This is a genomic window from Pseudoalteromonas sp. P1-8 (assembly GCF_001399985.1).
In the GTDB taxonomy this organism is placed as follows: Bacteria; Pseudomonadota; Gammaproteobacteria; order Enterobacterales; family Alteromonadaceae; genus Pseudoalteromonas.
Map to the genome: position 1 here is coordinate 160876 of NZ_LJSO01000005.1, position 19761 is coordinate 180636.

At 39.9% G+C, this 19761-nt stretch carries 12 protein-coding genes; 8 read left to right on the forward strand and 4 right to left on the reverse strand.

The window, feature by feature from the left end; all coding sequences use genetic code 11:
* Positions 1 to 57: 57 nt before the first annotated feature.
* Positions 58 to 2577 carry a TonB-dependent siderophore receptor gene (locus AN213_RS09150; RefSeq protein WP_054560660.1) on the forward strand — a complete coding sequence of 840 codons (2520 nt, stop codon included), beginning with the start codon at positions 58 to 60 and terminating at the stop codon, positions 2575 to 2577.
* Between the two features lie 63 nt (positions 2578 to 2640).
* Here AN213_RS09150 and AN213_RS09155 read toward each other — a convergent pair whose 3' ends face one another.
* Positions 2641 to 3522, reverse strand: coding sequence for an intradiol ring-cleavage dioxygenase (locus tag AN213_RS09155; RefSeq protein ID WP_082401530.1), 882 nt, complete (start codon positions 3520 to 3522; stop codon positions 2641 to 2643).
* A 231-nt stretch (positions 3523 to 3753) separates the two neighbouring features.
* On the opposite strand from AN213_RS09155, the gene AN213_RS09160 reads away from it, so the two are divergent.
* The 3 genes from AN213_RS09160 to AN213_RS09170 are packed head-to-tail and all read left to right on the forward strand — an operon-like array spanning position 3754 to position 6576.
* Positions 3754 to 5271: an ATP-binding protein gene (locus tag AN213_RS09160; RefSeq protein WP_054560662.1), complete on the forward strand. Its 1518-nt coding sequence runs from the start codon at positions 3754 to 3756 to the stop codon at positions 5269 to 5271.
* 1 nt (position 5272) lies between these two features.
* Positions 5273 to 5968, forward strand: a complete 696-nt coding sequence (locus AN213_RS09165) for a response regulator (protein ID WP_054560663.1) — start codon at positions 5273 to 5275, stop codon at positions 5966 to 5968.
* A 59-nt stretch (positions 5969 to 6027) separates the two neighbouring features.
* Positions 6028 to 6576 (forward strand): hypothetical protein, encoded by a 549-nt coding sequence (locus tag AN213_RS09170; protein ID WP_054560664.1) that lies wholly within the window; start codon positions 6028 to 6030, stop codon positions 6574 to 6576.
* On the opposite strand, the gene AN213_RS09175 is transcribed toward AN213_RS09170, so the two are convergent.
* The 3 genes from AN213_RS09175 to AN213_RS09185 form a co-directional block, all read right to left on the reverse strand.
* Complete coding sequence (locus AN213_RS09175; RefSeq protein ID WP_054560665.1) at positions 6573 to 7478, reverse strand: lipopolysaccharide assembly protein LapB; 906 nt, start codon at positions 7476 to 7478, stop codon at positions 6573 to 6575. The genes AN213_RS09170 and AN213_RS09175 overlap by 4 nt on opposite strands.
* Positions 7479 to 7545: 67 nt before the next feature.
* Positions 7546 to 8283 carry a hypothetical protein gene (locus AN213_RS09180; RefSeq protein ID WP_082401532.1) on the reverse strand — a complete coding sequence of 246 codons (738 nt, stop codon included), beginning with the start codon at positions 8281 to 8283 and terminating at the stop codon, positions 7546 to 7548.
* Positions 8284 to 8437: 154 nt separating this feature from the next.
* Positions 8438 to 9790, reverse strand: a complete 1353-nt coding sequence (locus AN213_RS09185) for a magnesium transporter (RefSeq protein WP_054560666.1) — start codon at positions 9788 to 9790, stop codon at positions 8438 to 8440.
* Positions 9791 to 10030: 240 nt separating this feature from the next.
* Between AN213_RS09185 and AN213_RS09190 the strand changes: the two genes are divergently transcribed.
* From AN213_RS09190 to AN213_RS09205, 4 genes are all read left to right on the forward strand, one after another.
* Positions 10031 to 12784: a cadherin-like domain-containing protein gene (locus AN213_RS09190; protein ID WP_054560667.1), complete on the forward strand. Its 2754-nt coding sequence runs from the start codon at positions 10031 to 10033 to the stop codon at positions 12782 to 12784.
* Positions 12785 to 13086: 302 nt separating this feature from the next.
* Positions 13087 to 15765 carry a TonB-dependent receptor plug domain-containing protein gene (locus tag AN213_RS09195; protein ID WP_054560668.1) on the forward strand — a complete coding sequence of 893 codons (2679 nt, stop codon included), beginning with the start codon at positions 13087 to 13089 and terminating at the stop codon, positions 15763 to 15765.
* On the forward strand, positions 15758 to 16825 hold the full coding sequence (locus AN213_RS09200; RefSeq protein WP_054560669.1) for a cytochrome-c peroxidase: 1068 nt from the start codon (positions 15758 to 15760) through the stop codon (positions 16823 to 16825). Before AN213_RS09195 ends, AN213_RS09200 begins: the two co-directional genes overlap by 8 nt.
* Before the next feature lie 168 nt (positions 16826 to 16993).
* A complete protein-coding gene (locus AN213_RS09205; protein WP_054560670.1) occupies positions 16994 to 19750 on the forward strand; it encodes a cadherin-like domain-containing protein in 2757 nt (918 codons plus the stop codon).
* Positions 19751 to 19761 lie beyond the last annotated feature (11 nt).

A 19761-nucleotide genomic window follows, 5' to 3' on the forward strand; every position in this document is an offset into this window, starting at 1 on the left:
TGTTCCTTTTTTATTGATAAACTGCGAAGCGAAATCAACGTCAGAAGGGATCCAACAATGACATTTTTTAAAAAAGTACCTTTGCAACTCGCTATTGCAAGTACACTCGCTACATCAGTGACTGCAATCGCTGCTGAGCAAACAACTGACAACACCATTCAAGATGTTGAAGTTATTTCTGTTACAGGTACTCGCCGTAGCCTTCGTAGCATTTCTGAAAGTACCGTGCCTGTCGATTTATTAACAAGCCGCGATCTATCAAGCACAGGCCAGCTTGATATGAGCCAAGTATTAGCATCACAATTACCAAGCTTTAACTACCCAAGTGCCACCATTGCAGATGGTACTGACCACGCTAAACCGGCTGTTTTACGTGGCCTTGCTCCTGATCACACATTAGTTCTGATTAATGGTAAACGCCGCCATGCCGGTGCATTATTAAACTTAAATGGTACGGTTGGCCGTGGTTCAACGGCAGTGGATCTAAATAATATTCCGACTTCTGCAATTAAACGTGTTGAGATTCTGCGTGATGGCGCTGCAGCTCAATACGGTTCTGACGCGATTGCCGGTGTGATCAATATTGTATTAAAAGATGCCGATGAAGGCGGTAGCGTGAGCTACACATACGGTGAATACGACACACAAATGGCTGGCTCTCCTCAGCTACTAAACGCCACAACTGATAGCGAAGGCAACTTAAGCTTTGAAACTGGCAGCGACCGTGAAGTAAACGACGGCATTACGCGTACAGCAAGTGCTAATGCGGGCTTTGCACTAGGCGATAATGGCTTTATTAACGTGTCAATTGAGTCACGTAATAACGAGCCAACAAATCGCTCTGGCTTTGATGCGCGTGAGCAATATAGCCGTGATGAAAATGGCGATTTAGATTCGCGTGAATTTGATTTCGACCGCTATAACCACCGCTTTGGTAAAGCCGATATCGAAGACTTCGCGCTTTTTTATAACCTAGGTTATGAGTTTGATAACTCGCTGTCGCTTTACTCATTTGCAAGTTACTCAAACCGTAAAGGTAACTCAGGTGGTTTTTATCGTCGCGCCAAAGATTCTCGTAACTTAACTGAAGTGTATCCTGACGGTTTCTTACCGCAAATTGATACCGATGTTGATGATTACTCATTTGCAATTGGTCTAAATGGCGAAACCAATGATTGGGCTTGGGATGTAAGCACCAATTATGGTCGCAACGATTTTGGTATTGGCGTAAGCAACAGCTTAAATACCTCGATGGGTGTTAGCAGCCCAACAGAATTTGATGATGGCTCGCTTGTTTATGAACAATACTTGGTGAACATGGATGCTAGCAACACACTAGATTTAGGTTTACCTGATGATGTGTTTGTTACGATTGGTGCTGAGTATCGTCACGAAAACTACCAAATCAAAGCAGGTGAAACAGCCTCTTACCTCACTGTATTAGATGACGATGGCAACCCAGTTGCTGCCGGTGGCGCGCAAGTGTTACCTGGTTTCTCACCAGAAAGTGCAACAGATAAAAGCCGTCATAACATTGCGGTATTTGCAGAGTTTGATACTTACCTAACTACAGATTGGAACCTTGTTTTAGCAGGTCGTTTTGAAGATTACAGTGATTTTGGTAGTACCTTTACCTCTAAACTTGCTTCGCGTTACAGCATTAACGAGTCGCTGTCGCTACGTGGTGCAATTAGCACAGGTTTTAGAGCGCCTTCACTTGCCCAAACATCTTATAAATCAGTAAGCACTGTTTTTGAAAATGGTGTGCCAAATGAAGTGGGTTTATTCCCTGTTGATGAGCCAGCAGCGCAAGCACTGGGAGCTCGTGATTTAGACGCTGAAGAGTCAGTTAATATGACGGCGGGTTTCATCTTTACGCAAGGCGGCTTTAGCTTAACCCTTGATGCGTATCGCATTGAAATTGACGACCGTATCGTATTGTCTGAAAACTTAAGCGGCCCTGAAGTTGAAGCGATTTTAGCCGAAGCGGGCGAAGTAAATACGCAGCGCGTTCGTTACTTTACTAATGCCATTGATTCACGTACGCAAGGCGTTGATATTGTTGCGACCTACTCATTAGGTTTAGAAAGCTATGGTGATTTACGCTTAAGTGCAGCAGTTAACTTTAACGACACCGAAGTGACACATGTTAAAGAAAACCCAGCAGAGCTAGAAGCCCTTGGCGATAGCTACGAGTATTTCTCTCGTCGTGAAATCACACGCTTTGAAAAAGGCACGCCAGCCGATAAATGGAACCTATCTGCAACATGGGATTATGAAAACTTCCAAACGACATTACGAGCAACTCGTTATGGTGAAGTAGTTGACACTGCAAGCAGTGAAGATGGTGATGAAGTACTTGATGCTAAATGGATTGCTGACTTAGAAGTGGCTTACCGCCCTGATGAGCAGTGGAAGTTTGCATTAGGCGCCAACAACCTTTTTGATCAGTACCCTCAAGATACTGTAAGTAATATTGGTTACAGCGATTTCAACCAAATTTTCCCTTATAGTGGCTTTGCGCCATACAGCTTAGATGGCCGTTTTATTTACGGTAACATCACTTATAGCTTCTAAAAAAATAGGGCGTGAAAGCAGTAATTGCTAACACGCCCTAACCTACAATGATAAGTGAATAAATTAACTAATTTGAATAGTGTGATACGCCAATAAAGTGCCATCACTATTTTGTGCTGTGTTTAAAATAAACTGCTCATAATCACTACCAAACACGTTATCGTTGCTAGCAAGGGTTGTATCTTGTTCACCACGTGATTTGTAATCGCTATGAGTGGTACAAATTTCTTTTGCAAACGCATCAGTAAAACAGAACTGACTGATTACATAGTCGTTATTGTTGTTTGCTACTTTAAAGTGAATATGAATAGTACGGCCAGAGTACCAACCTGGGAAATGCGTTTTAAAGTTCACACGACCACTGCTATCTGTGATCAATGAACCACGATACCAGGTACTTGCCTCAGCTTCGGCATCACCATCAGTACAGAAATCTCCCGCAAAACGTGAGCTATCAGAACTACTGCTAGTATCGCCCGAATAAATACCGCTGATATCACAGTGCCAAACCGAGATTTCGTAATTTGCTAATGGGTTACAGTCGCTATCGATTAACTGTAAGCACAGCATCATAGGTAAACCCGTTAGGCCATCAGAGATGTCTTCGTCTGAATCAGCTTGGAAGTAACATGGGCCTTCGGTTGTTGCTTGAGTCAGTGCTAACACACATGCGGTTGATGTTTCAAAAATGCTGTCATCAGGAAAGTCATCTGTAATAAGAGCTGTTGTGCCTGATACATAATCACTGTCGTTCGTGGTTGTTGTATCGTCTGTATCAGTGCTGGTGTCTGTATCTGTTGATGTATCGGTGTCAGATGTTGTATCCGTTGATGATACTCTGTCTGAGTTACAGCCTAAAAATGCCAACATAGGCACAGCAGCAACTGAAACACCTAATGTTTTAAGCATTTTTCTACGAGTATAAAGTTCAGGTTTTAAAGTCATCTTGTGCCCCTTCGCTAACATGAGTAATTAACGTCGAGTATAAAGAACAAATGTAGAGACTTTGTGTAGAAAAAATGGTGCTTTTATAGAGTGACTAGGATGCACATGCCAAAAAATAGACATTTATAGTATATTCATTTCTGGCTATTACATTTTACTATTACATCTATGAAGTTAATTCACAAACTCTTAATTACCAATCTTATCATTACGCTACTACTGGTGCTGACCATGTTTGGTCTAAATGCAATTTCCAATAAGCGTATGCTCAATAATGTATTTGAAGATATAGATAACGAAGCATTTAACCGTATAGCCACTGAAATTAGCCTGCAGTATCAGCAAACGGGTTCGATTGGGATGTTTATCGATTCTAAAGCCCTGTGGTATGAATTAATTAACCGTAATTTTCATTCAAGCCGTTTATTGTTTTCGCCCAATAGCCCAAAACCAGGAGAGCCCGGCCCTTTTCCATTAAATGGCCCTCCTGAAAAACGTATGCAAAATGAAGCGATGCCACCCCCCGATGACTTTGGGGTGCCACCATCGTTCGACCAGCCACCTGAATTTGACCCATCAAATGAGTTTAACGAGCCTGCTAACTTTGCTGACATGCATGAGTCGCCACCTCGCAATAAACCCATGCCTGATGACTTCATGCCCTTTGAAAAACGCCTAAGTTTGCTTGATGAAAAAGGCGAAATATTGATTGCAGGCAATACCGAAACTGAGGTCGTGAACGAGCAAGAAATCACCCACAATGGCGACGTTGTTGCAGTACTTCAACTGCATGCTAACCGCAATCATGTCAGCGCACTGACTCAGCATTACCTTAATACACAAATTAACATCAGTTTGTGGACAGCAGGGATTGGTTTATTAATTGCGTTATTATTTAGTTACTTACTCGCACGTCATTTTACGAACCCTATTTCGCAGCTGAAAAAAGGCGCAAAAGCCCTTGCAGAACGCGAGTTTGAGACCAAAATAACCGTCAACAGTAGTGATGAATTTGCGACCTTAGCGGATGATTTTAATCGTATTGCCACAGAGCTCAGACGCTTTGAGTCGCAGCAAAGCCAATGGCTCATGGATATTTCTCATGAGCTACGCACGCCTTTAACTATTTTAGAGGGTGAACTAGAGGCCATTAATGATGGCATTATTGAACCAAACCAAAAGGCAATAAGCTCACTGCAAGAAGAAGTGGCGCTGTTAAGCCGACTTGTGAACGACTTACATAAAGTTAGCTCACTCGACAGACACAGTTTTAACTATCATATGGAAACTATTGATTTTAATGCCTTGGTGGCCCTACAAGCGCATAAGTATGCGTTTAAATTTCAATCCAAAAATATCACGCTTAATGCCACCTTACCAGAGCAAACAGTGATGGTTTTAGCCGACCAAAATCGTATTACACAAGTTCTACAAAACATTTTAGAAAATAATTTACGCTACACCGATGAACAGCAAAAAGTCTGGTTAGATTTAACCGTGTCTAACCATCATGTATTTTTGTCGATAGAAGATTCAGGCCCCGGTGTTCCTGATGAGGCTCTTGAAAAACTATTTGATCGTTTATATCGCACCGATAGCTCTCGTAACAGAAAAACCGGCGGTTTTGGCTTAGGCTTGGCGATTTGCCAAACAATTGTTGAAGCCCATCAAGGAAAAATAAATGCAACTAAAAGCCGTTTAGGCGGTCTGTGTTTAACGTTAAAACTCCCGCTTGCAGAGGCGCAATAATATGTCAGAAACCTTAGCTAAACAGCATATTCTCGTTATTGAAGACGAAGTTAAAATTGCCGAATTAATAGAAAAGTATTTATATCTTGAAGGGTTTAAAACAAGCCTAATTCACGATGGCAACTGCGCACTGGATGCTGTTAATGAGCTAAACCCTGATTTGATTATTCTCGATATCATGTTGCCAGGCACAAATGGTATTGAGTTGTGCAGCAAGATAAGACAATACAGTGATGTGCCTATTATTATGCTTACCGCACGGGTCGAAGAAATTGATCACTTAATTGGTTTTGATGTTGGTGCCGATGACTATGTTACTAAGCCATTCAAACCAAAAGAGTTAATGGCGCGTGTGAAAGCTATTTTAAAACGACGCCGAATGCCAAGTAACAAACCAAGTACATTCAAAGCAGGCAATATTATTGTTGATCCGAGCGAATACAAAGTACTGGTAAAAAATGAAGAACTGAAACTTACAATTAATGAATTTAGTTTATTAAAAATATTAATTGCTTCACCTAATAAAGTTTTTTCACGCCAAGATTTACTGACCATGACCCAAGGGAAGTACTTTGAGAGCTACGAGCGCAGCATTGATTCACACATTAAAAACTTGCGTAAAAAGCTGACTCAAGCCGACCCTGATAGCCATTACATTGAGTCAATTTATGGCGTGGGATATAAATTTAAAATTTAAACAACCTTTTTCACACTTGCGACGACTAACTAAATAACATAACCCATTAGGACATCATTATGAATTTAGTACGTATTAGCATAAGTGCAATCTTAATCACGGCCACTACTGCTTGTATTGGCCTCTCTAATGCCAGCACAACAAACAACCAGGGTGATTATCGCGTTATCACTTTTAAAGACTGTAAAAAGGTAAGCGAAAGTCCCCTCAATAACGAGCAAATTGCAGCATACCTAGAGCTTGAGCGTGAACAAGTAAAACTTGAAGCACTCGAGCAACCAATTAATGACATAGAGCTACAAGTTACTGAGTACTCTGAGCAAATAGAAGCAATCACCGAAGAAGCAGTTGTTGAAGACGAGAACCACTTGCGAATTAATAAAAGTTTATTAAAAGAGCAAGATAAGTTGGCTAAAGAACTCAATAAACTTATGGCTGCTCATGATGCCGATTTTAAAGCACTGGAACAGCAAGCAAAATTAATTGAACATGCCGCTAAGCAGTTTGATAAAACTATGAAGCCTTTGATGGAACAAGGTGAGTCAACCCATCTACAAATTTTAGCGCCGGGTGAAGCCGAAAAACCAGGGTGTTTTTACACTATCTAAAGCACGTTACCTAGGTGTGCATAAAGTTTCGCATGTGATTGGCGAATGTCTTCTTTATGCACTTGCTTAAACCATTTTAATGCTTGATCTTGCTTTCCTGCTTGCCAATTGATTTCAGCAAGACGTAACTTATATATAGCAATCATATTTCGATCTGAGTCTGAGTCCATGTACTTAAGAGACTGAATATATACAGCGTCAGCTTGCTCATAACTTGCCAGAAGTTGGTGGGTACGCGCTAAGTTACCTAAAGCGACAGATATTTTGCGGTTATGGTTGGTTTTTAAAATCCAATCAGCAGCGGATTTTCGGCTTGCAAGTGCACCGTCTACATCACCTAATGAGTGATAAACATTTGCTTTATTCGAAGCCAGTTCAAAGTGAAAAATGGGATCTTTGCTTTTACCAAAGCGTCGCTCTGCCCTATCAAGAATTTGCAATGCCGTTTCTTTGTTGCCAAACACGTATTGCAAATTAGCCAATTCGACCATGCGCATAGGGTTACCAAAAGAGTCGAAGATTGCTTGCAGTTTTTCAAATGCTTTTGTGGCATATTTACGACCAGTTTCAAAGTCGCCTAAATAATGCATTGATTTAGCGTAATAAAAGTAAACTTGCACTTGGAAGACAACAGGCAATTCTTCACCGGTAATGAAAGGCTCAGTGCTATCTTTCAAGATTTGAAATTCCATTTTGTCGTAGAAATAATCAAACTGATAAGATTTAATTTCATACCAACGCGCAGATCCAAGCTCACTGCTTGCTAGCTGTTGATTAATGTAATCTAAGCAACTAATTTGTGATTGTTGCTCACAAAACATCTCATGATCACTAAAGTTTTCAGAGGCATTGGCATTAAGGCTCGATAATCCTAACAATAACAAGGCTAACTTTTTCTTCATGCACTATTTTCTCAGCGATAACTCACTCAGAAAACTAACAAAATTTAATGCTTTGTAACAGTATTTTTTAATTAAATTGATAAGTGTAACCCAGCACTAAATTTTGATCTGAGCCGTAATCACTGTCTTCTGTTGCAGCAAATAGCTTAAAACTTTGTTGTTTATCAAATTGATAACTTGCACCAATAGCGGCGAAATAACCTGAATAATCGTTAGAACCTACCGAATACGCTGCTGCAGTCATTAATGTCCATTTTTCGGATAATGGCTTTAAAGCAAACGCCCCCAAATAACCACCATCACTACTGTTTGGAATAAGCACCCAACCCTCAGGGCCAGGTATTTCTGATGTTAAACACGCCCCTTGCCCTGCTAAACAAGCAATTTCACCATCAACATGGCTATAACCACCCATAGCGAAAATTTGCCAACCATAGGGCGCAATATCAAAGTAACTCAGTGGCATAAAAGTGCCAACACTATAGGTTGTGCGCTCAGCTCCTTGATCATAACTTTGCTTACCAAAGTTAAAATTAACAATGCCAATATCAAATAGCCACGAGCCACCAACACGCCATTCATCGCCATTGGCACTCACACTAGCATTAAGCTTTTTTACTGCTCCCAAACTTAGCGAACCAGTGATCCTTAATTCATCTGAATAACTTGCACCAAACTGAGTGACGACCTTGGTGGGATCTTCGCTCAGCTTAGTTTGTTCACCAGTTGTAGTTTGCGCCGCTGAAACATTAAACACTGACATTACCGATAAAGCAGCGAGTACTCCTTTTTTACCTAATACCATATTAACGTCCTTTTAGCTTGACTGAGTCACAATTCATAATAACTGTGTATTAGGTAAATAAAAGTGTTTATTTTATGTTCTTTTGAAAGTTATCACTAGAGGGGATTGATTTGTAAAAGCTGGCTAAACACTACTTTAGCCAGCATCCGATCCCTTAAAGAAGGAGTAAACTACCTAAACCTAGGAAGGTAACAAAACCGACGATGTCGGTGACTGTGGTCAGGATCACAGAACCTGAAAGGGCTGGATCGATTTTAAGCTTATCTAAAATCGATGGGATCACCACCCCTGATAACGAAGCAGCAACCAAGTTAAGTAAAATAGCGATAGTAATTGTTAGACTTAACATGCCATCATTGAACCAAAAATAAGTGAGTACACCAATCACAAAGGCCCAAACACAGCCATTTAACGCCCCCACTCTTAGCTCTTTTTTCAGCAGTGCTCTACGGTTGGAGTCGGTAACCTGACCGAGTGCTAAACCGCGCACAATAACCGTTAACGTTTGACTACCTGCAATACCACCCATTGAAGCGACAACCGGCATTAATACCGCCAGCGCAACCACTTGCTCGATAGTTGCACCAAACAAACCGATAAACCAAGAGGCCAAAAACGCCGTTGCTAGATTAATACCAAGCCAAATACCGCGGTTTTTTGCCGATTTAGTGACGCTTGAGAACAGATCCTCGTCTTCACGAAGACCACCGGCTTTTGCAGCGGCTTCGTCGGTGACTTCTTGGCGCAATTCATAAGCTGATGACACTGACAATCGGCCTAATAGTTTGTTGTCGGCATTCACAACAGGCATCGCCATTTGCTCACTGTGAATAACCACTTCAGCAGCTTCGTATAAGTCGTCATCAGCATGTAAAGCCGATACATCAAGGTTCGCGTAATCCAGTAGGCTGTCATTATCATTGGCTTTAAATAAAGCATTGATAGCCACTTCACCAATGAGAGTGCCCTTACGGCTGACTAGATAAATCACCTCGGTATATTGCGGTAAGCCTTTTTGAAAAATTTTACGCGCGCCTGCCACTGTGAGTTTTTCTGACACTTTTAAAGCATCAAAATCGAGCCAGTGACCTAACTGCTCTGGATTATATTGCTGTGCAAGGTCGTACTGTTTTGTTTGAACTTCATCAAGTTGTCTGCGTGCATAATCAACAAAGCGCTCAGGAATAATTTCTTCAAGTTCAAGTAACTCTTCTACGCTTACTTCGTCAAGTAGCTTAAAGCCTTCGGCTTCTTCTAGGCTTTGCAATAGCCAACGACAGCTGTCGCCACCTAGGTTAATGAAGATTTCATGTTGTGTATCTTCATCGAGTAATTGCCAAATCTCTAAACGCTGTTCTTTAGGTAAGGCTTCAAACAATAACGATAAATGCTCAGTAGAAAGCTTTTCTTTAGCATCAGCAAGTAACTTATTTTTACGTGTTGTGGTATCACACTGAAGCAAGTCATCAATTAACTGGGGAAGTTGGTCAACAGGATACTCAATCATTTGAGACCTCGGTTAATTACATCAATAACAATAGTCTAACGCAGCTCGGGGAAAATAACTGCTCTGAAAAGGTATATTTTTCCTAACATGATATGAAGCCAACTTTTAAAGTGAATTAACATTTGAAATTTCTGTATATACTATGCTTGAACAAACAAAATACAATTAAGATCTATTCTCATTCGTATTTTGATGTTACTATCTCGCCAATTTCCAAAAATAATTAATGCGAGTTTCCATATGGGTAACAAAATAAAGTATTTATCATTAGCAGTGGCGCTAGCACTCACTGGGTGCGGTGGTTCAGATGGCGACAAGGCTCCTCAGTTTACAAGCAGTAGCGCCTTTACCTTAAGCGAAGATAGCAGTCTTACCGGTCAACTAACTACCAGCGATGACGATTCAGTAAGCTATTCACTTGGCTCTGCAGCAAGTAACGGACTATTTTCATTAAATGCTGATGGCAGCTTTAGTTATACCCCAAAAGAAAATTTTGCAGGCCAAGACACGGTAACTGTTACTGCTACTGACGGTAACTTAAGCACAGATGCAGTGCTTACTTTTACGGTTAATAACGTTAACGATGCGCCAACACTTGCGAGTCAATCAATTTCTGTAACTACCTCGACTACAACAGAAGGTACATTAACTTTTAATGATGTCGACGGCGATACTGTAACTGTGTCTTTAGTATCACCTCCAGTCAACGGTACCCTAACTCTAGATGAGCAAACGGGGGCATTTACATTTACCGCAGAAACGCTGTCAGAAATTAACGACAGTTTTGTTATTGAATTTACCGATGGCAATATCAGCTCGCCTATCAGCGCAACTATTGAATTAAAACCTTCGTATGTTACGAACGAGGATAAACTCAATTACTACTACAGCTCAGATAAATCGTATCTAAAACAAGCTGAGGCAATCGGCGAAAACATTAATGATGATGTTTATATGAGTGACGTTAATGCTGCTCTGGCAATTGGTTATCTATTAGCTGGTTTCGACCAAAAAGCGATCGAACACTTTGATAAAATCACAACATTAAGTGACAAAGCAAACGCATACCGATTAACCGCACAAAAATTTGATGCTCTAGGTGTTGCAGAACAAGCAAGCTCTTACCGAGACCTCGCAGTAACCACTTATAATCAATATATTGCAAGCATAGGTGTTGAGAACCTAACATCTAGCGACGCTGCATTTTATTCGTATATTGCTAATGAATATAAAGATTCTGGTGAATTTACTCGCGCCGCAGAGCTTTATAAAACATTAGAGTTGTACGCAGATAGTGTTAGGCAAGAGAACTACACAACAGTTTATGGTCGTTTATTAACAGCATTTAGCAACGCTTCTAGTTCTGCTGTAGAAAGGTATTTAGCAGAGCCAAACGAAACAAATAAAGCGCTCGCTTCTGAGATAATTAAAACGTACGGTGAAGCTATTACCAAAACAGGCTACCAGTACGTTAGCAGTGGTGAATATAAAGGTGAAAAAACCGACAGATTGAAGTCTTATTATATTCAAGGTGTTATTGAACTGTCGATGCAAGTTAATGATATTGAGACTGCTAAATATTACGCTAACTATGCATTATCACTATTTGGTCATACTGGTTTTGATAGCAACTATTCATTTAGTGCAGCAACAAACTCTGCGGTAACACTTGCTACTTATCAATCACCTTTAGAAAAATTAACAGCCTATATTGGCAGTTTGTACGATATCGATTTTGCACAGAATCCTGCATTTAATTTAATTTCGACCGAAAAAGACCAAACTGATGCACGAGAGAAGTCTTATGCTTATCAAATTGCAAACAAAGTTATTGCTGGATTTAGCGTTGCAGATGCAATTGCAGATGCTAAAGATTACTTTATAGAACAAGATGATAATAACGTAACTAGCTTATATTGGGCTATGGCTGATGGTACAACCTCATCGGGTGCTGCCTCTATTGTTTATAGTTATGGCTACCCTGAGCTTGGTTTAGCGCTCTTAGACGAAGCAAGTAAAGTTATGTTTACCGAAGCCTATTTTGATCAACAGTCCTTCAGGAGCTCTCATCGTAGAACAGGTTGGCAGGGCTGTGCTCGCCATATTTCGCTTGATTTATTAATGGGCAGCGAAGAGCAAGCAAAAAGCCATGCCCTGCAATGTACTCAGTGGATGGAAGCAAATTCAGGAAAGCTATCTACAGAGCTCGATATTAAAGGTTATAGCGAATTAATTCGCACCTACAACATGGCAGGGATTAATGACAAAATACCTGAATTAGTAGCTAAAATGAAGGCTGAAATTGACAAGCTGGAAAATCCTGAAAGCAAAATCCCCCATTTAGTTTCTTACTTAGGTTACCTAAACGAAAATAACCTAACTGAGCTTGCAGTAGAATGGGTGCAAGAAGCCATTACCCTTGTTTCAAGCAATGCACAATCACTTGAATTTGAAGACTTTACTGACCTATTTGAAACACTTTATTTGACCCTAGTTAGTACAAAAGAAGTTGGTGATAAATATTTTGTACGCGATTCATTCTTTGTATCTCTAGCTAAGTACCAATCAAATAACGAACAGTATGCTGACATTTATCAATCGGTTCACAGCCAGCTTATTAGCATGCTAGATGAGTCAACCGAGTATTTATTAACTCAAGAAGATAAAGTTATTCAGGATAACGTAGAAACCTATGTATCTATGTATACTCGTTTAGGGCAATACAACAAAGCCGAGCAATTGATTAACTTAGATATAAATGCAGAGGCAGACAAATTAGCACTGTATGCTTTACAAGCATCTCTTGTAGCAACTAAAGATGATTTTCCGGGTAGCACAGTTGCAAGTGTTGATACTGATAACGATGGTAAACCAAACTTCTTCTTATCATCGGCAACACCTGACGCTATTAGCGACTCAGGGCTCACTGCTGATACCGATGCTGACAATGATGGTATTGAAGATAGTTTAGATACTACGCCATTAGGTGAGTAAATTATTGGCAAGTACATGTTTACATGTACTTGCCTACTCTTTGCAAAAAGACAATGAATTTCATCTAATAAAATCCCAAACATAGAAACAGCGACCCTCTAGCTGATAAACGCCCCATTAATTATTTAATTTTTCTGCATAAATAATAACCACAAATGCAATTGAGATCTATTTTCATTCGTATTTTAATGATAAAATCAGCCCACATAACACGCTAACTTTCTGCTAGTCGTGATTAAACATCATGCAGCTGCAGTTATTACCTAAGCTTTTTACCAGATCAACAATCAGGAGTTGTCACAATGCAAATACGCTATTTATCAGCGTGTTTGATGCTTTTACTTAATGCCCCGTTACATGCTAACGAAGTAAAAGAGCAAACAATTAAGCCTCAATGTGAACCAAGTAAAGATCAGCACTGTAATACCGACGATATTGAACGCATTACTGTAAAAGGTCAGTACATAGGGATTGAGGTTCCTGAAGTAATTGGTCGAGCCTATCTTGATCGCAACTTTATTGAAGCAACTCCAAAAGGAAATGGCGATATTAACGAGCTAATTGGCTTACTGCCTGGCGTGTTATTAAGTGAAAGTCATTTCTCAATTGATAGTTTGGCAGAAGTCAGTGCCCCAGAAATAAGCATATCGGGTGCTAAGCCTTGGCAAACAGGTTTTATGATTGATGGCATGAACTACAACAATCGGTTAGATCCTGCTAGTTCTTCAAGGATCAGTGCATCAGAAAATGATGTCTATGGTGGTGTACAAAGCATGAATGTTAACAGCCAATTGGTTGAATCAATTACAGTGTATGATCACAACATTCCAGCTGATTATGGTGACTTTTCTGGTGGTGTTATTGATGCCGAAACCATTTCACCCTTTTCTAAAGATACAAAGATAAGCTTAGGTGTACGTACTAACCAAAGTGATTGGGGGGAATATCACATTATCAGAGGTGAAGATAACGATAATGATAATCCGCTCGCAGAGCAAGAAGCACTTGAGCCGCCAGTATTTGAAAAAACAGATATCGATTTGATGCTGCAAAAGCGTATCAATGATAAACACGCCCTATTGTTCAATTTAAGTTACTTAAAAAGTGATATCTCTTCTATTTCATTACAAGAAATGAAAACCGAGCACAGAGAAAATATCAATGGCTTACTAAAATATAGTTATCGTGATGGTTGGGTTGATGCGCTTGATCTAACGTTTTTATACGCCCCATACAAATCACAAAGCTTCCTCGATGACGTACTAGACAGTGACTATGAAATTGATGGCGGTAATACGGGCTTTATTGCCAATCTAAGTGAAGAAACCAGTTTAGGCTTTTGGCGTAGTGAGTTTAATGCTAGCCAAAGCGATAATAATCGCAGCGCCCCTGCGCATTTTTATCAATGGCTACAAGCTAAAGGTAAAGAATGGGGTCAGTATGCTGACCAAGAATCTAGCAATGAAAATTACACACCTATCTTATTCTCCAAAATAGGAGGTTATGGTAATTTAGAAAACACCCAAACAACCTTCAACTGGCGTAATTCATTAACCCTAAACCGCAAAAACTGGGGTAAAACAGAGCACGCCATCCGTATTGGTGCTGAATTGAATCATCAAAACGTAGAACGTAATCGCGCACAAAACTATTACAAATATGATTCACCTGTGCAGTACTCTTCAAGCCAAAACTCATTAAACTGTAGCGGTTATACTATTGATTGTATTGAAGAAAGCTTTTATGTGGATTTAGATACCCTTGCCGAGCAACTAGGCGGCAGTATCGATTTTAATAACCCAGAGCACTTACTTGCCTACTCTAATAATGTAGCAAGTACGGCTCAGTATTTTAATTCACGTTTGGTCACACCCAGTGAACAAATAGACGTAAGCTTAAATAAAGCAGCACTGTATGCAACCGATGTGATCACCTGGAAGCAGTTTGAGTTTCAATTAGGGCTCAGATACGACTACGATGATTTTTTCAGAAATCACAATATCGCTCCTCGCTTATCAATGGGTTATGACGTATTTAACGATGGCAATACACTGCTTACCGCGGGTTTAAATCGCTACTATGATGCAGGATTATTAGCATACAAAATCAAAGAGCAACAAAAATTTGCCTACCGTGAGTACCGCCCTATTCAAAACGGTTATTTACAGGCTTGGCTTCCTTCTTCTTACACAGGTAACTTTCGCTATATTTTTGACGATGTGAAAAGCCCTTACGATGATGAAATTGCGCTAGGTCTTCGCCATGCCACAGAAAACTTTGGCAACCTATCACTGAAATATGTGAAAAGATTTAAACGTGATCAGCTTGCCCGTAATGAAGAAACCAACTTACATAATGATGGTTATAAATACATTACTATGGAAAATACTGGCACAGGTGAAAGCGAACGTTACTCACTGTCTTGGGATGCAAAATTTGGCGATCACTCTTTGTGGGCTAATATCAGCTACAGTGAAAACTCAGAAAGTAATACTGATTACACAGCTACACCTGACAACACCCCTATTGAATCATTGGTTTATTATAAAGATCAAATCATTAGCTTATCTGAACTCAATACTATTAAAGCTAACTTTGGCCGTCCTGTTGCTGCAAACTTTGGTTGGAATACTTTTTGGACAGACAACTTATCGACTGGCTTAACAGCAACGTATTCTGGTAGCTACACCACAGCTGTGCTCGGCTCTGGTTCTGAAGTTATCGGTGTCGAAAGTGAATGTAGTGGCTGTGAAAGCATAAATACTGCTATTCCAATTTACAAAGACTATGAATATAAAGCTCGCGTGATGGTCTCGTTAAATACCAGTTGGGAGTATCAAATTACGCAAAAACAGTCATTACAATTACGTGTTGATATAAGCAACTTATTTAATGCTCGTACCTACTCTATTATTGAAGGAAAATCAGGTGTTGAACCTGGCAGAATGTTTTGGCTAGGAGTGACCTATAACTATGAATAAAGGGTTAATTTCAGTCGCTTGTGTTTTCTTTGCTTCTGTAGTTCATGCAGACACAACTCTGCGAGAACTTTATTCTGTGGAGCAAAGTCAATGGCCAGCCATAATGACAGCTAAAGAGACCCCTGCTGCGCCACTAAAACCGTTAAAAGCCAAACCTTTTAACCAAAGTGATGAGATCATTGCATTAGGTGAAAAGCTATTTAACGATACACGTTTGTCACGAGATAACACGGTAAGCTGCGCAAGCTGTCATGAATCTCGTTTAGCGTTTACGGATAGGCGTAAACTAGCTGTCGGCATTGATGGCCAAGTCGGTACTCGTAATACCCAGGCAATTATTGGCATTGATCATTGGCAAACATTTTTTTGGGATGGCAGAGCTAAAACAGCGACAGAGCAAGCTTTAATGCCTATCGAAAATCCCAAAGAAATGGACTCATCTATTCAGCAGTCGCTTGACAAAGTAAACGCTGCAGAAGATTACCGACCCCCTATTTTCGCAGCGTTTGGTAATCAAACAATGAGCAAAGAGCAAATGGCAATAGCCATTGTTGCCTTTGAACGCACGTTTGATATCCCAGAGTCATTATTCACGCGGTTTATCGATAAAGCGCAAACCAATCCTAATGAAGCGGTTGCACTTTTAAACGATCAACAACTTGAAGGCTTACATCTATTTAGAACCAAAGCAAAATGTATGACTTGTCATGAAGGAGCTTTACTCAGCGACAATGAATTTCATGTTACGGGGCTGCATTTTTATGGTCGAAAACTTCAAGATTTAGGACGTTTTGATGCCACGCAAGACCCAGCTGATATTGGCAAGTTTAGAACACCTTCTCTACTTGCTTTAAAGCAAAGTACCCCTTGGATGCATACAGGCTTATTTCAAGGACTAGCTGGTGTTGTTAACTTTTATAATGCAGGCGGTGCAAGACCAAAGCCTAAGGGAAAGTATAAAGACGACCCAAACTTCCCTACAACCACAGACTTACTCCATAAGTTAGAGCTAGAAAAGCATGAGCGCGAAGCGCTTGTCGCCTTCTTAGAAATACTTTAAAAAATGGATGAGAATGACAACGCTCTCATCCATATAACTATCACTTCTTAGTTAGCTGTAATTCCAAAAAACACAACAACCAAATGCAAACGAGATCTATTATTATTTTTATTTGAGTGGTAAAATCCGTTCCGTTTTTAATATTATATGATTAACACGGGATATAAGATGAATAATAAGATCAAATACGCACCGCTAGTTATTGCGCTCGCTTTAGCAGGCTGTGGCGGTTCGCAGAGTAACAAAGCGCCAGAGTTTACAAGCAGCACAGCATTTACATTAGAGGAAGATACATCTTTCTCAGGTCAACTTGAGGCGACGGACGATGACTCATTGAGCTTCACACTCGCATCTGCTGCAAGCCATGGTTTATTTGCTCTTAATGCCAATGGCAGTTTCACTTATACCCCAAACGCTGACTTTGCTGGTCAAGACACAGTGACGGTCACAGCCAGTGATGGTAACTTAAATACGGATGCTGTTTTAACCTTCACAATCAATAATGTAAATGACGCTCCTGTATTAGTTAGTCAAACAGTGACGGTGACAACGTCAACGACAACACAAGGTTCATTAGTATTTAATGATGCTGATGGAGACGTAATTACTGTTGAGTTAGTAACAGCACCCGCTAATGGCACATTGCAGCTAGATAGCGACACAGGTCAGTTTACTTATGAGGCAGAAACACTCTCAGAAATAAACGACAGTTTTGAAATCGCTTTCACCGATAACAAAATAAGCGAAGCGATTACAGCTACTATTGAACTAACACCTTCATATGTGACAAATGAAGATAAACGCAATTTTTACTACAGCTCACATAAATCACACCTAAAGCAAGCAGAGGCAATCGGTAGTGAAATTAATGACGACAATTACTTAAATGAAGTAAATGCACAATTAGCTGTGGGTTATTTAATTGCTGGTTTTACTGACAAGGCTAATTCACATTTTGAAAAAATCACAACATCTCATGAAAAAGCATCGGCATATCTTGATGCAGCAGCTAAATTAGATGAATTACAACAAAGTGATGCAGCTATTGAGTACAGAGAATTAGCTTTTACGACATACAATCAATATATTGCTGAAAAAGGGTTAGAAAACATTAGCAGTAGCGATCCGAGCTTTTATCTATCTATTTCAAATCAATACAATAGCGCTGGTCAAACTGAACACGCACAAGCCATATTAGATACTATTTCTCTTTACGCCAGTAAGGTATGGACTGAAGAGTACAATAAAACTTACGCTAGATTTGTTTCAGCTGTAAAAAAAACAGCAATCGCTTCTGTAGAACAATATAGTACGAGCCATACCGAAGCAGTTAGAAATGCAGGCCTTGCTGTAATAAAAACCATGGCAGATCTTGCCGAAAATATTGGGGCTTACACCCAACCGTCAGGAGATTACAAAGGCCAAAGCACAGAGCGTATGCGGGCATTGTACATGAGTTGGGCTGCCGACTATTATTTAAGACTCAATGATACTGAATCTGCTAAATATTATACAAATTTGTCATTGTCATACTATGGTGTAGTTGGCTTTGATAATAGCTATAGTTTTTCAGCAAGCCCTTACGCTGAAGCAACCCTCGCAACCTATACTTATCCACTTGAAGCACTTACAGCAACGATTAAAGCCCTCTATGATGTGGAGCTGGTAAATAACCCTGCCTATCAATTACTGACTAAGCAGGCCGATAAAGACGACGCAATTGAATACTCTTATGCGTATGAAATCGCAAATAAATTGCAAGCAGGACAAACTTTATCTGACGCGGTCAGTAACGCTAAAAACTACTTTATGGAAGGTGAAACTACCAATGCTAAAAGCTATTATCAAACCTTAATAAATGCATCGGCACAGCCTGGTGCTGCAGCCATTTTACAAACTCGTGGCGAAAATGAACTAGCACTAGAAGTCACTGATTATGCCCAAAGCATCCTAGCATCGCCTGAATATGTTTTATCTGTATCTGAATATTACATTATGGGTAAATTTGGATGTGGTGGCTTAGTACAATTAGCCCTTAACTTAAACAGCCCTGAAAAAGCGAAACTTTACGCAACAAGTTGCGCCGCAATGCTTGATGAGTACTTTTTAGAAAATGAAAACAACTTTTCAACAAATAGCAGTATCAGTGCTTTAACGTCTCTTATTGCGACGTATGGTTTTATTGAAAACAACGAAGGTATAAGTAGTCTCGCCTCAAAACTGGATACACAAATTAGCTTATTAAGTAATAAACATGAACAAGCAGAAAAACGCTTGAAAGTACTTGGTTATTTGGTGAGAGCCGGCTTATTAGACACAGCTGTTTCGTGGTTAGAAACCAGCTTAGCCATTATTGATAGCGAAAAAGAAAATATAGATATTGAAGACTACACTGCTTTATTAGAGTCAGTTTTTGAGTCTGCTTTAAGTAATGAGTTGCTTAACACTGGGACTTTTGAGCAATATACACTTATAACAGCACTGTCTCGCTTTCAAGCAAACAACCAGCAATATGCTGAAGTATATGCAAATACGATGTCAGCACTTACAACATCTATCGACAAAGCAAAAGCTTATGTATTAACTCAATCAGATAAAGTAATACAAGATAACCTAGAAGCCCTTGTGGCTGTGTACGCACAATTAGGTGACGATGAATCTGTAAACGAACTAATCAACCTTCCTGTTAATGCTGAAGCGGATAAATTACCTTTACTCACGTTACATGCGACTCTAAAAGCTCAAAGGGATGACTTTTCTGGTCAAGCAATTGCCAGTATTGATACAGATCATGACGGCAAACCCAACTTCTTTTTGCCTAATGTAACTGAACAAGCAATTTTAGAGTCTGGTCTAACGGCTGATGATGATGCTGATAATGATGGCATTTTAGATGAAAATGACATCACACCTATTGGTGAATAACACCCATAGCC